Source organism: Desulfobaculum sp. SPO524 (assembly GCF_044987625.1).
In the GTDB taxonomy this organism is placed as follows: domain Bacteria; phylum Desulfobacterota; class Desulfovibrionia; order Desulfovibrionales; family Desulfovibrionaceae; genus Desulfobaculum.
Genome location: NZ_JBJDSB010000001.1, coordinates 377,799 through 390,940 on the forward strand (window position 1 = coordinate 377,799; position 13,142 = coordinate 390,940).

14 protein-coding genes and 1 tRNA gene are annotated in these 13,142 nt (G+C 63.6%); 6 read left to right on the forward strand and 9 right to left on the reverse strand.

What is annotated here, in order from left to right:
* Positions 1 to 39 precede the first annotated feature (39 nt).
* Positions 40 to 115: transfer RNA gene (locus ACI3L3_RS01610), tRNA-Ala, on the forward strand.
* Positions 116 to 337: 222 nt separating this feature from the next.
* On the opposite strand, the gene ACI3L3_RS01615 is transcribed toward ACI3L3_RS01610, so the two are convergent.
* Positions 338 to 973: an NAD(P)/FAD-dependent oxidoreductase gene (locus ACI3L3_RS01615; protein ID WP_404843341.1), complete on the reverse strand. Its 636-nt coding sequence runs from the start codon at positions 971 to 973 to the stop codon at positions 338 to 340.
* A 445-nt stretch (positions 974 to 1,418) separates the two neighbouring features.
* On the opposite strand from ACI3L3_RS01615, the gene ACI3L3_RS01620 reads away from it, so the two are divergent.
* Positions 1,419 to 2,000: a pentapeptide repeat-containing protein gene (locus ACI3L3_RS01620; protein ID WP_404843342.1), complete on the forward strand. Its 582-nt coding sequence runs from the start codon at positions 1,419 to 1,421 to the stop codon at positions 1,998 to 2,000.
* A 116-nt stretch (positions 2,001 to 2,116) separates the two neighbouring features.
* Here the strand turns inward: ACI3L3_RS01620 and ACI3L3_RS01625 are convergent, their stop codons facing one another.
* The 4 genes from ACI3L3_RS01625 to ACI3L3_RS01640 form a co-directional block, all read right to left on the reverse strand.
* Positions 2,117 to 2,755: an NAD(P)/FAD-dependent oxidoreductase gene (locus ACI3L3_RS01625; protein WP_404843343.1), complete on the reverse strand. Its 639-nt coding sequence runs from the start codon at positions 2,753 to 2,755 to the stop codon at positions 2,117 to 2,119.
* 216 nt (positions 2,756 to 2,971) lie between these two features.
* Entirely contained in the window at positions 2,972 to 3,220 is a 249-nt protein-coding gene (locus ACI3L3_RS01630) for a zinc ribbon domain-containing protein (RefSeq protein ID WP_404843344.1), read from the reverse strand.
* Positions 3,221 to 3,312: 92 nt separating this feature from the next.
* A complete protein-coding gene (locus ACI3L3_RS01635; RefSeq protein ID WP_404843345.1) occupies positions 3,313 to 3,609 on the reverse strand; it encodes a DUF5320 domain-containing protein in 297 nt (98 codons plus the stop codon).
* A 207-nt stretch (positions 3,610 to 3,816) separates the two neighbouring features.
* Complete coding sequence (locus ACI3L3_RS01640; RefSeq protein WP_404843346.1) at positions 3,817 to 5,430, reverse strand: alpha/beta hydrolase family protein; 1,614 nt, start codon at positions 5,428 to 5,430, stop codon at positions 3,817 to 3,819.
* A gap of 261 nt (positions 5,431 to 5,691) precedes the next feature.
* Here ACI3L3_RS01640 and ACI3L3_RS01645 point away from each other — a divergent pair, with 261 nt between their 5' ends.
* Positions 5,692 to 6,306, forward strand: a complete 615-nt coding sequence (locus tag ACI3L3_RS01645) for a class I SAM-dependent methyltransferase (protein ID WP_404843347.1) — start codon at positions 5,692 to 5,694, stop codon at positions 6,304 to 6,306.
* 149 nt (positions 6,307 to 6,455) lie between these two features.
* Positions 6,456 to 7,634 (forward strand): histidine kinase dimerization/phosphoacceptor domain -containing protein, encoded by a 1,179-nt coding sequence (locus tag ACI3L3_RS01650; RefSeq protein WP_404843348.1) that lies wholly within the window; start codon positions 6,456 to 6,458, stop codon positions 7,632 to 7,634.
* An 84-nt stretch (positions 7,635 to 7,718) separates the two neighbouring features.
* Here the strand turns inward: ACI3L3_RS01650 and ACI3L3_RS01655 are convergent, their stop codons facing one another.
* The 3 genes from ACI3L3_RS01655 to ACI3L3_RS01665 all read right to left on the reverse strand — a co-directional run bounded on the left by ACI3L3_RS01655 (position 7,719) and on the right by ACI3L3_RS01665 (position 10,690).
* Positions 7,719 to 8,546, reverse strand: a complete 828-nt coding sequence (locus tag ACI3L3_RS01655) for a metal ABC transporter permease (RefSeq protein WP_404843349.1) — start codon at positions 8,544 to 8,546, stop codon at positions 7,719 to 7,721.
* Positions 8,543 to 9,385 carry a metal ABC transporter ATP-binding protein gene (locus ACI3L3_RS01660; RefSeq protein ID WP_404843350.1) on the reverse strand — a complete coding sequence of 281 codons (843 nt, stop codon included), beginning with the start codon at positions 9,383 to 9,385 and terminating at the stop codon, positions 8,543 to 8,545. Before ACI3L3_RS01660 ends, ACI3L3_RS01655 begins: the two co-directional genes overlap by 4 nt.
* An 87-nt stretch (positions 9,386 to 9,472) precedes the next feature.
* Positions 9,473 to 10,690, reverse strand: coding sequence for a cation diffusion facilitator family transporter (locus ACI3L3_RS01665; protein ID WP_404843351.1), 1,218 nt, complete (start codon positions 10,688 to 10,690; stop codon positions 9,473 to 9,475).
* 202 nt (positions 10,691 to 10,892) lie between these two features.
* Here ACI3L3_RS01665 and ACI3L3_RS01670 point away from each other — a divergent pair, with 202 nt between their 5' ends.
* Positions 10,893 to 11,300, forward strand: a complete 408-nt coding sequence (locus ACI3L3_RS01670; protein ID WP_404843352.1) for a response regulator — start codon at positions 10,893 to 10,895, stop codon at positions 11,298 to 11,300.
* 83 nt (positions 11,301 to 11,383) lie between these two features.
* On the opposite strand, the gene ACI3L3_RS01675 is transcribed toward ACI3L3_RS01670, so the two are convergent.
* Positions 11,384 to 11,761 (reverse strand): response regulator, encoded by a 378-nt coding sequence (locus tag ACI3L3_RS01675; protein ID WP_404843353.1) that lies wholly within the window; start codon positions 11,759 to 11,761, stop codon positions 11,384 to 11,386.
* Positions 11,762 to 12,161: 400 nt separating this feature from the next.
* On the opposite strand from ACI3L3_RS01675, the gene ACI3L3_RS01680 reads away from it, so the two are divergent.
* Positions 12,162 to 13,085 (forward strand): ADP-ribosylglycohydrolase family protein, encoded by a 924-nt coding sequence (locus tag ACI3L3_RS01680; protein ID WP_404843354.1) that lies wholly within the window; start codon positions 12,162 to 12,164, stop codon positions 13,083 to 13,085.
* Positions 13,086 to 13,142: the final 57 nt, after the last annotated feature.

Genomic DNA, 13,142 nt, shown 5'->3' on the forward strand with positions numbered 1-13,142 from the left:
AGGAGCGTAAATCCTTTTCCGTTCCACGGAACACCACACGGGGATGTAGCTCAGTTGGGAGAGCGGCGCGTTCGCAACGCGTAGGTCGTGAGTTCAAGTCTCATCATCTCCACCAGAAATGACAAGGGCCTAGAGGCAATGCCTCTAGGCCCTTTTTTTCGCTCATTCAGTTTGGTCATACCCCTAAGTAGAGCCACAACCTTTTTGACGCACACGAGCGATAATCACGTCAGGCCCGCGGCCTCGGATGTGCTCGCCTCCCCCCCTCAAACCACAAGGCAAAGCTCAGCCCGCGCATTGAAGTGACCTTTGCCGTTGTCACAAGCTCAGGACTCCATCACACCAGCGCCCGGCGGACGGTCTCAATGCCCCGCTCCTCCAGAAAGTGCGGCACGCGCTGCATGATGAGGGCGTTTTCGCGGTAGTAATCGAGGAAACGGGCGATAAGGTCGAGGGCTTGGCTTTGGGATTGTTCTTCCGCCAGCACGTCGGCAACCCGCGCGCTGCATCCGGAGCTTCCGCCAACGAGTACGGTCCAGCCTTTGCGGGTGCCCACCAGCCCAAGGTCACGGACGTAGCTTTCCGCGCAGCAGATAAAGCATCCGGACACCCCCAGCTTGAGCTTTGCCGGGACCGTGGCGCAAGAAAAGCGTTTTTCAACTTCCGCCGCCATCTCCAACGCGTCCTGCACGCCAAACTGGCACCACTGGTTGCCGGGGCAGGCCTGCACGTAGTGCCCTGCGACCTTGAAGGGCAACTCGTCGCACACGGGGCCGACTTCGTCCTCCTTGAGGCCGAGTAGCGTCAGGCGCTGGCCGGAGGTAATTTTCAGGACAGGGACGGCATACTTGCGGGCCACCCGCGCCACGGTCTCCAAATCGTCGGGGGTAAGCATTCCGGCAGGGGGCGTTACCCGTACACCGTAGGTCTTCTTGTCACGCTGTTTGACACAACCGCTCGGGAGCTCGATCATTTTGGCCTCCTTGAAACAGTCTGCCGCAGCCTTCTGCGGATAGGACGTTATGCCTTTCGGCACCCTCTGACTTCTCCACTCAGACCACACAGTCTGCCCAAGGCAAGGCATTAGAGCAACATCTATGTCCCTCAAATAACTGTAAAAAAGTAGACAAATTCCTTTCCATTCGCTGTCCTGAGCACGGAAAGAGGCGTCCTCACGCCTCCTTGCGCCCACAGCCCGAGCATACGAAACCGCTCTCCCGCGCTTCCCCCTTCATGCCGCGCCCTTCACCCCCACCACGAAGCCCCAGCGCCAATCAACAGCCGCAACGCCGGCACCATCCCCGCCGCGCCACCCGCCATTGGCGGCCCCACACTTCGCCGCGGCCTCTTGAGTTTCCCGCACGGCAGACGTATCCTCACTCGCCACGCCACAGACACACAGCGCCATGGAGCACAACATGCCCACAACACTTCCCGAAGGCGAATACGTTGGCACCCGCTTCCAGGGTGAGGATTTCGCTGATGCGGACCTTTCTGAAATTGAATTCTACAACTGCACATTCACGGATTGCGTCCTCCAAACGGCCAGCCTGCGATTCAGCTTTTTTGAGAAGTGCCATTTTGAGCGGTGCAATATGACGCTGGCGGGATTTCGCGGGGCGCGGATGGTGGACGGGGCGTTCAAGGACTGCAAGCTCCTTGGCATCAACTGGGGGGAATGCGGCGGGTTCTTTCGGGCCAGCTTTACGGACTGCCTGCTGGACGAGGCCTCCTTTGCCAATATGAACCTGCAGCGCATGCGCTTTACGGGTTCAACCTTCCGGGGCGGCACATTCTCCAACACCAACCTTTCCCTCGCCAGCTTCGAGGACTGCGACCTTGAGGGCTGCCGCTTTAGTAACGCCAATCTCTACAAAACCGACTTCACCACGGCCCGAAACTACTTCATCAGCGCCGAGGACAACACCATCACCAAAGCCAAATTCTCCCTCCCCGAGGCCGTCTCCCTGTTACGCAACTTTGACATTACGCTTGTGTAGCTTTGGCGGGCACAGGCGGCTCGTGCCGTCCCTCATCCCCCACACAACAACAAAAGGCGGGACCGCTCAGGAGCGGTCCCGCCTTTTTCATACGGGGGTAGTCAGCGCGGGGCTGACTAGAGGCCGAGGGCCTCGCGGATGGCGTCGATGCCGTGGGCTTCCACGAAGCGGGCGACGCGCTGTTTCTTTTTGCCGTTCTCGCGGTAGTAGTCGAGGAAACGGTCGATACAGTCCAGTGCCTCTTCGGTGCTGAGGCCCTCGGTGAGGACGTCGGCAATGCGGGCGCGGCTACCGGAGTTGCCACCGAGGACGATGGTCCAGCCCTTACGGCTGCCAACAAGGCCAATGTCGCGGACATAGCTTTCGGCGCAGCAGATGGGGCAGCCGGACACGCCGAACTTAATCTTGGCGGGCACTGTGGCGCTGGAGAAGCGCTGGTCGATGGCGTCGGACATGGCGAGGGAATCCTGCGTGCCAAACTTGCACCATGCGTTGCCGGGGCAGGCCTGCACGTAGTGGCCCGCCAGTTTGTAGGGCAGGGCCTCACAGGCGGGATTGACGGCTTCTTCCTTCAGGCCGATGAGGGCAAAGCGCTGGCCGGAGGTGATTTTCACCAGCGGCACATTGTGCTCGCGGGCAACCTTGGCCACGGCTTCCAGTTCATCGGGGGTCACCACGCCGGAACGCGGAGTGATGCGCACGGCGTAGGTCTCCTTATCGCGCTGCGCTATGCAGCTCGCGGGGAGGTTAGACATCTGGATTCTCCTTGAAATATGTGTCCCGCAGGGCTTGCGGGCATGGAGTTCTGGGAAATTGCCAAGGCGCGGCAATGCCGCGCCGAGCTGTGCAGTCTGCCCAAAACCGCGGCGCACTGCAACCGCAAATCCCCCACTCACGCAGGGCTCTCCAGACGCACAAACGGCCCAAAGTCCGCAGGACTCCGGGCCGCAAAAGATGATGGCCGCCGCTGATCAGTGGACCTTGCCGCAGCAGGAACCGGGCACGCAGCCCTTGTCCGAAGGACGGCTGCCACAGCACCCGCGCCCGCCGGCATCCGGCGTGCGGAATGTACTGCGCCCAACACTTGAGGCACTGGTGGACAGCAGACGCTCGCCGCCTTCAGCGCCGCAGAATTCGCACGGCTGGACCGGGGCGTCCCCAATCTGCAATGCCTCATAGACCTTGCCACACGACGGACACTTGTATTCATAAATCGGCATTCTTTCCCTCCTGAACTCTGCGCCCGGAAGCGGACCTGCTTCCGGGCGAGTTGTGGTGACGTTTCCCCGCACGGGGTGGTGCGGGATGAGCGTTAGTCGTCGCCCTCGCGACGCAGGGCCTGACGCAGGGTGGCGGCCTCGGTTTCCAGCGCGCTCAGGCGCTGCTCCAGTACGGCGCGCGAGTTTGCCGCTGCGCCGCCCCAACCGCTCCCGCGCCCCATGGCGCGGCCACCGCCCATGCCACCGCGAAAACCACGGCCACAGCCGCGTCCCATACCGCGAGGCGCGCCGCCCGCAGGGCCAGCAGGCCCCGCCGAGCCACAGCGCCCGAAACCGCCGCCAGTGCGCGGTCCCTGACCAAGAGGACCTGTTCCATCGAACCCAGGCATAGTGCTCCTCCTTTGCTATTGTGACTGCATGGGGAAGAAACGCGTCCACGCGCTCCTCCTCTCTGTATTCACAGCACAAGGCATGCCACAGGATTTTTTCCCATAATATTAGAGGGATACAAAAATATACAGATCCATCACCACCGGGCAAACGGCGCATTTTTCGCCCGCCACAGCCCCTCTGCGACGCACTCTGCGCCCTCTCACCTACTTGGTGCGCACACGGCGTGATACGGGGCGCGGCAGGCCCTGCTTATCGCTCCAGCCCACAAACGCCGCGCCATACCGCAGGGGCAAAGGAAGGACGGTCTCCGGCTGGGCCGCCGCATCCTGCAGTCCGCCGAGAAGGACAAAGCGGCTCGACGCCCCCTTCACCGCGCCAAGGCGCCGCCGCAACTCCCGCCACGACTGCGCCGGGTCCGGCCCGGCAAGAAGCCACAAGGACGGCACCTTCAGCCCCTGCGGCGCCAATGCGACCTGCCCTGTGCGCCGCGCCGGGCCGCGCGTCACAAGGGAGCAGACCAAAAAGCCCTGCTCCAGTTTCTTCGCCGCCAGCAGGGCCAATTCGGCCCCACCCTCGTCACCCCACAGCCCGACGCGGGATTCGGGCAAATCCATTGCCGCGCGCAGGGCGCTGTGCGCCGCGAGGGCGTCGCTCACCTGATGCGTCCGGGTCAGCGGCCCTGTCACCACATCCGACCCACCGCAGCCACGCCCGTCGTACACCAGCACCGCGCACCCACGCAGGGCCAGCAGGCGCGCCATGGACAGGGCCGATTCCTGCGGGGTGCAGTGCTCGCAGTGCACCAGCACAAACGCCGCGCGAATGGGTACATCCGGCCTGCGCACAATGGTCCCCTGAAGCCGCACGCCCTTATTGGTGATGGTGATTGGCTCCTCCATGAAGGTGATGCGTGTGCCGTATTCCATGGGCGGATTCGGCGGCATCCACATCAACTGGGCGGGCTTTTTGATGAGCGGATTGTTGTACCTGTCCTTCTTGGGCAGGATGGTTACCACGCCTTCCACAGGTTCCTCGGGCAAAAAGTCGGGCCCGTAGGCAAAAACCATTTCCCCATCGCGCCGCAGCGCCTTGAAGAGCCCGGTTTGCGAGTCGTAGAACAAAAAAGCATCAAAGGCGTCGCGCCCGTCAATGATACTGACGAAACGCTCCCCGCCCATGTGGTAGTGGCCGAAATAATCGCCGGGCACAAAGGTATCCGCGCCGCAACGCTCCAGCGCAAAGGTTTGGGCGAATCCCGCAAACCCACGCAGACCGCCGACATGCACGGTGCCTTCCTCGTCGGTGTAGGCGCCGGGCATGGCGGACCCGTCATCTGGTGCGGGCTGTGAAGTGGCGGGCTGTGGTGGAGGCGGTGCAGACGCGGCGCCATGGCTGCTCACAGGCTTTGGGGCGCTGGCCTGCGGCGGGCCAGATTTCGGTGGTGCAGAAGGCGGCGCAGAGGGCACCGATGACGCCGCCGGACGCGGCGCGGGCGATGCCGTCTGGCGCTGTGGGGCGGGCGGCGGCGTGGCGGGTTGCGGCGTCGCCACAGGCTTTTTGGCCGGATGGGCGGAGGTCTGCTCCTGTGGCGGCTTAGTCTGTGGCGGTTCTGGTGGCGGCGGCTCTGCTGGCGGCGCGGCAGGGTGCTGGCCCTCGGCCACCAGCGGCGGCACGCGGTCCACAATATCCACGGTGTAGACGTCCGGACGCATGGGGATGAGCCGCAACTCCACGCCAGCGAGCCAGATGGCGGCGGCAAGCACCGTCACATGCAGGGCCGTGGACGCCACGGCGCAGAGTATCCGAAGCCAACGCATCCAGCCGCTCCTTCACGGCGCGCGGCGCGGCACCATGCCGCACCCGGCGCGGGTCCCATAAGTCTACACCAGTTCCAGAGCGGCATAAAGCGCAGTATCTTCATATGTTGCGAGGCCTTGCGCACCGCGCCGCAAAAGTCCTCTCCTCCCCGGCCCCGGCTGGCAGGCTTCCCTGCGTCCTGCTTCCCCAGCCGCCGCGTGCCGGAGTCCACCCTTGCCTCCCTCAAGGCGGGCCACTATGCTGGCCCGCAGGAGACGCCAATGAACCACCGCATCTACAAGAACGTCACAGACTACTACGACGCCAACGCCCGGACCTTTACGGCCGAGACCAAAGACCTTGACCTCTCCCACGCGTGGGAGCCGTTTCTTGCCGACCTGCCAAGCCCAGCGCGCATACTGGACGCCGGTTGCGGCTCCGGGCGCGACGCCCTCGTCTTCCTGCGGCGCGGACATGATGTGACGGCCTGCGACGCCTCCGCCCGCATGGTGGCCGAAGCCCGCGCAAACACGGGCTTGCCTGTGCACCACATCGCCTTTCACGACATCCCGTGGCAGCAGGCCTTTGACGGCGTGTGGGCCAACGCTTCGCTGCTGCATGTGCCCCATGCGGATCTGCCCACCGCCCTTGAGCGGCTGGGGCGCGCCCTTGTTGTTGGCGGCACGCTGTATGTCTCCTTTAAGCATGGCACGGACGAAGGCATGGCCCGTGGCGGAACGCTCTTCTTCTCCCGCTGTGATGAAGACAGAATGCGCCGACTTGTGGAGACCCAGCCCACCCTGCGCCTTGACCGGGTGTGGACCACGCCGGATACACGCCCCGCCCGCAGCCATCAGCGCTGGCTGCACGCCCTTCTCTCGCGCGTGGAGCCGTAAGGCGCCGCATGCTCCCTGCCGCGCCCCAGAAGGCCCGCCATCCACAAACGCTTTGACTCCATTCTTCACTATGCAGTAGACTCTGGCGCATATAACTCCGTGGTCCGGCTTGAGGTTCTTCGTCTTCAACCGCGCAAGGAGCACACAGGATGAGCGACTCCGATATGACGTCCACCACGCCCGCAAGCGACATTTTCCCCCCTGAACAGGCCGCGGGCATCACCATTTTGACCATTGACGACGAGGCCATGATCCGGGAAAGCATTCAGGCTTTTCTGGAGGACTGTGGATATAAGGTCCTACAGGCCGAAAATGGCCGTGTTGGTCTGGACGTCTTCCGCAATAAACAACCGGACCTCATTCTGGTGGACCTGCGCATGCCGGAGGTGGACGGACTGGACGTGCTGGCCAGCGTCACGCGCGAATCGCCACTCACGCCCGTCATCGTCGTCTCCGGAACGGGCATTCTGCACGACGCCATTGAGGCCCTGCGCCTTGGCGCGTGGGACTATGTGACTAAACCCATTCAAGACATGTCCATTCTGGAGCGCTCCGTCACCAAGGCGCTCACCCGCGCCAAAAACCTGCACCGCCGCGTCCGCTACCGCGAGGAACTGGAGCGCGACGTGGAACTGCGTACCCGCGAACTGCTGGAAGCCAACCACCGCCTCAATGAACAAATGCGCGAGCGCGAACGCGCCGAGCAGCGCCTTATAGACTCCCTGCGCGAAAAGGAAGTCCTGCTCAAGGAAATCCACCACCGCGTCAAAAACAACCTGCAAATCATCTCCAGCCTGCTGTACCTGCAATCCCAGCACATTGAGGACGACCACGCCCGCGCCGTGTTTACGGAAAGCCGCAGCCGCGTGAAATCCATGGCCCTCGTGCATGAAAAGCTCTACCAGTCGCAGGACCTCGCCCGCATCGACTACCACGAGTATCTCGTCAATTTCGTCGGCTACCTGATGCAGACCTACCACTCGCCCCAGCGCACCATTCAGTTGGACCTGCAAGTCGACGACGTCTATTTGCCCGTAGACAGCGCCATCCCCACCAGCCTCATCATCAATGAGCTGGTCACCAATGCCCTCAAGTACGCGTGGAGCGAGGACGAATCCGGCACCCTTACAGTGTCGCTGGCCTCCAACGGCTCGCGCGTGGAACTGCGCGTCAGCGACGACGGGGCGGGCCTGCCGGACGGCTTTGTGCCCGAGAACTCCGAAACCCTTGGCATGCAACTGGTGGTGAACCTCGTCACCCAGCTCCACGGCGAGTTTGAAGTCCGCACAGAGAACGGAACCGCCTTTATCATCAGCTTTGGCGTGTAGCCCCGCTCCTTCCGCCACAGAACGCGAAACGGGCCGGGAGGCATTGCCTCCCGGCCCGTTTCGCATCGTTTCTATGCCGCCGCGCTACTCTAGGCGCTTCATGGCGCGGCGCTTTTGCACGCGCGCGCCAAGGCCGCACACGGCGTAGACAACCACCGCCACGGCAATAATGGCCGCGCCGGAGGTCAGGTCAAAGACGTACGCCAACGCCAGCCCCGCCACACAAAAGCCCGCCGCAAGCAGCGCCGCCCGCCACATCATGGAGAACAGCGACGGCGCGCGGTGCACAACAATACCCGGCGGAATGGACAGCAGTGCAATGACGAGGATAAGCCCCACCACGCGGATGACCATCACCACGGAGGCACCAATCATCGCCAGCAGAACAAAATGCAGCGCCACCACCGGCACGCCGCGAACGCCCGCAAACGCGCCGTCATAGGACATGGCCTCAAAGTCCTTATACAGCGTCAGCGTCACGCACAGAATAAGCACGTCCAGCCCCGCCATCAGCCATAAATCCTGCGTGGGCACCGCAAGGATGCTGCCAAACAGAAAGCTCATCAGGTCCACATTGTACCCGGGGGTGAAGTCGAGCAAAATCATGCCCAGCGCCATCCCCCCGGCCCACATCACGCCGATAATGCTATCTGCCTGCTGCATATTGCGCGCAGTCACCGAAGCCATGGCCCCGCTGGCCGCCACGGAAAAACCCACCGCGCAGGGCAACACGGGCCAGCCCATGAACGACGCAAGGCCCAGCCCGCCATAGGCCGCATGGGCCACAGCGCCGGACAAAAACACAATGCGGTTCACCACCACAAGCGAGCCGATAACCCCGCAGGCTATGCTGGCCAGCATGGCCGCCATCAGGGCGTTTTGCATAAATTCAAACTGCAGCGCTTCTATCATCCACGGCCTCCGGCATCCTTTGTGGCGGAGCCGGGCACGGTGACGCCCCAGTTCTCGCTGTGTTCGCATGGCGCAACAACGCGGTGCGGCACGTCCCCATGGGCAAAGACCTCCACCGGGCAAGAACCCTCGGGTTCACTGCCATACATCATCATAAGCATGTCGCGCGTAATCTCGGGCCGGTCATGGAAGTGCAGGGTACGGTTCACGCACGCCACGGTATGCGCCCCGGCGGCCACGATGCTAAGGTCGTGGCTCACATGGACGATGGTCATATCCGCATTCAGCTCCGACAGCAGTTCCAGCAGGCCGGAGCGGCCCGCGGCGTCTACGCTGGCGGTAGGCTCGTCAAGCAAAAGCAGTTCCGGGTCGGACACAAGGGCGCGGGCGATGTACACGCGCTGGCGCTGGCCACCGGAGAGACGATCAATGCGCCGGGTGCGGTATTCCAGCATGCCCACACGGTCCAGCGCCTCATGCGCGCGGCGCTTTTCCTCGCGCGAGAAGAACCACCCGCGTCCGGTCTGACCGATAAGGCCCATGAGCGCCACCCGCTCCACATTGATGGGAAAGTCGCGCGCGGCCTCATTCAGCTGCGGCATATAGCCAATGCGCGAAACCACGCGCCCCGGCCGCTCGCCCAGCACACGCACGGTGCCGCTGACCGGCGTCAACGCGCCAAGCAGCAGTTTGAGGAGCGTACTCTTGCCCCCGCCATTGGGACCAAGCACCGCCAAATAGTCCCCACGCTGGACCGAAAGGTCCACGCCGTCGAGGATGCGGCCGCCCCCGTCATAGGCAAAGCTGACGCCTTGCATTGCAATCACAGTATCGTTCACGGTTCGCCTCCGGCGAAAAAAAGAGCGGACGCACCGCTCCATCATCATTCAACGGAAGAACGTGTTGTAATCCCGGTCCAAATTCTGTCAAGCACCTGCGGTGTCCTCCGGGGCGCCTTCCGCCTCGGGTTCGGCCTCGCACACGCTGCCATTGGCGTCCACCAGCCGGACGCCCGCCTCGCGCAGCACAAAGGCGGCTGTGCGCCCCGCGCCGTGCGCCACCACAACCTCGTCAGGCCGAAAGGACAACAGCCAGCGCCCAACCAGCAGCCCCTTGCCGCGCTCCGCACCGGCGTGGGGGTTCTCCACCACTTCGGACTCCTGCACCTCGCCGGTTTCCGCGTCGACCACCTCAATGCAAAATGACGGGGCCGAAGCAAAGTGCACCGGCGCCTCCGGGTCCGGACCGGGCATGGGCGTCATACGGCGGAAGGTGCTGCCATGGTCATGGTGGGTGCGGATGTGCGCCATAACCACGCGCGGGAATTGCCGGTACAGGTCTTCCTCCAGCCGGTCGGCCACGCGGTCCGCCACGGTGTGCGACGCCGTGCGCAGCACCACATCCAAATTGATGATAAAGCGCCCGCCAGCGGTCCTGCCGATACACCGTTCAACATAGCGCACTTGCGGATGGCGTTCCATAAAGTCCACCACCTCGCGGCGCACGGCCGGGTCCATGCCCGCGTCCATCAGGTCCTTGAGCGTCCGGAAAAGGAGCGAGCCGCCAGCCCAAAAAACGAAAAGGGACACCGCCCCGGCGGCGTAGCGCTCCAGATGCAGGCCGTAGGCCTGCCCCACAAGGCTGCCCACAACCACAAGGGTGGACAGGCTGTCCGCCAGATAGTCGCGGGCATCCGCCACCAGCGCTGTAGATCCAAGGCGTTTGCCCTGCCCAAGCTGGTACAGGCCAAAGGCCAGCGCCACCACAAAGGACCCCACCGCAACAGGCAGGGCCACCTGCACATCAGGCACGCCCGGCGTCCCAAAAATCACCCAGCGTCCGATCTCGTAGGCAGCAAGGATAACGGCAATGCTGATAACAAGGGTCGCCACGGTCTCGGCCTTGTACAGCCCATAGGGGAAGGACGGATGCCGCCTGCCCGCCAGCCACAGCCCTACCCACGCGGCGGCGGAGGCCAAAACATCCGTAGCCGAATGCAGCGCGTCGCCCATAAGGGCGGCACTGCCCGACGCCACGCCCGCCACGCCCTTAACCACGGCAAGAGCAAGGTTCAGCGCAACGGATGCAAGGGCGCGCCGCCGTGCGGCGCTGATTTCCATGCGGGCAACGTCCTGTATCTCCACGAAATTTCCTCCACTTCCCACAAAGGGCATTCAATGCGATAATATTCCTGACACGTTACAGACCGAGCGCCCCGAGTCAATGCCGGGACCACTCTTTCTGCGTTGACCACGCGGAGCAAATCGTGCATGGACGCACTGCCGGAGGGACGCACCGCTATGACGGGTCAGCCCCCGGACGTCACGAGAAAAGACGGATTCCGCCATGCTACATAAAAAGAATATACGCATCCTTGTGGCCGACAGGTCCGAGCTGATGCAAAAATACATCCGCCGCATCCTTCAGGACGACGGCTACCCAAACGTGGTGACCGCGGACACGGGCCTTGAGGTCATCGACCAGCTCAAGGCGTCGCACGTGGACTGCATTGTCTGTTGTTGGGATCTGCCCAAGATTAAGGGCATAGACATTCTGCGCAATCTGCGCGGGATGAACCGGACCCGCAACATCCCGTTCATCATGGTCACGGCCAAAGGCGGCGCGGAATTCCTTGCGCAGGCGCGTAAGCTCGGCGTCTCTGCCTATGTGACCAAGCCCTTCACCCCGGACACCTTTAAAAAAGGGTTCATCTCCGCCCTCGTCCGGCACGGGCACATCACCCGCGCGGACTAGCCGCGCTACATCCGCAGATGCGACGTGACGTGCGCGCGGCACGTGTCTGCCGGTGCGCCAGCCCTCTCCCTTCCCCCCGCAAATCAGGCAGAAGCACACACGCTGGCGCAGAAGCGGTTCAGCACCTCGCGCAGGTCCGCGTCCTCCACGGGCTTGGTCAAAAAGGCGACCCCGCCGACCTCGCTGGCCCGCTGCGCCGTTGCCCTGTCGGACGAGGCCGACACGAACACCACGGGTACCGGGCAGATGCCGCGGATGGCCTGCGCGGCCTCAATACCGTCGCGCCGTCCGGCGAGGTAGACATCCATAAACACCACATCCACAGGCCGCTGCCGCACACAGTGCAGCGCGCTGCCCGCGCAGTCCGCCACATCCACAGCCGTGATGCCCATGGCCCGCAGCTTATACGTCAGTTCCATGGCGATAATGGTTTCATCCTCCACCACCAGCACTCGGCACATTGACTCCCCCTTCACGCTCTGTCCCACAGCATTCTCACTTTCTCCGGTGCTCCGAAGTGTCCTATCCGGTCCGTAGAGTGCCACGTGTTGTGACAGCGTTATGCCGCATCCCCCACCCCATGGCGCGTCCGCCATGCCCTTGTACGATACACGCAAAAGATGAATCGATACAAGAACGCTTTTCTTGCACACCAGCATCGCGGCACGCCGCGCCCGCCTGCAACACTGCGGTGTTCCATGGACCTGCTGCGCCGTATTCGCCTGCCTGCGCCCCGCATCGTCCACGCCTGCGCTCCTCCCACGCTCTGTCTTGCGTTCGCATCGCCGAACACATACACTGCCAGTGCAGAAGACGGTCCATCCTGTCCGCCAGTCCATGCAACACGCCGGAGGGTTCCCCATGTCGTCCATCACCGCCACGCAGCGCGCCCTACACGCCGTTTGGGGCATGTTCGCCGCAGATTCCTTGGCCCTTACCGCCCACTGGATGTACGACACCGCCGCCATCGCCAAAGAGGTCGGACGCCCGGAAACCCTCGCCGCGCCCGTCATTTCGCGCTTTCACCCCAACCGCAAGGCCGGGGAGTTCACTCACTACGGCGACCAAGCCCTCGTGCTGCTGCGCTCTGTGGCGGCGGAGAAGGGGCTGAGCATTTTGGATTTCTTTGAGCGCTGGAAGGCACTGTTTGCGGACTACGACGGCTATGTGGACGGCGCCACACGCAACACCCTCGCCCGCATCGACTTTGGCGAAGGGCCGGACACGTCCGGCTCCAATTCCACGGACCTTGCCGGTGCCTCGCGACTGCCCGTCTTGCTGCCGCTATTCCCGGATGACGAGGAAGGCCTCGTGCAGGCCGCGCGGCTACAGACCAAGGTCACCCACAATTCCGCGCAGGTGCTGGACGCGGCGGAGTTCTTCGCCCGCGCGGCGTTTTGCGCCCTTGGCGGGGCCAGCGTAGCCGAGGCCGTGGACCACGCCGCCGGATTCGACTACATCAGCGCGCCCATTGCCGCGTGGACCGACGAAGCCCGCCAGTACGCCTCGCAGGATGTTGTGGCCGCTGTGGCCCGCTTTGGGCAAAGCTGCAACGTGGAAGGCGCCTTCCGCGCCACGGTGCAGATGCTGCTCCGCCACGCCGATGACCCACGCGAGGCCCTTATCGCCAACGTGATGGCAGGCGGCGACAGCGCCGCGCGCGGCATGCTGGCCGGGGCCATTCTTGGCGCCTGTGGCGCGCCGGACGCCATCCCGGCCGACTGGCGCGACGGCCTTGCGCACGGCCCGGAGATAGCGCGACACCTTGACGCCATCACCGCCTAGCTTTTCCTTCCACTAAAGTAGGGTTTTCAACCACCACCGGGCTTGGTATACCTGCGC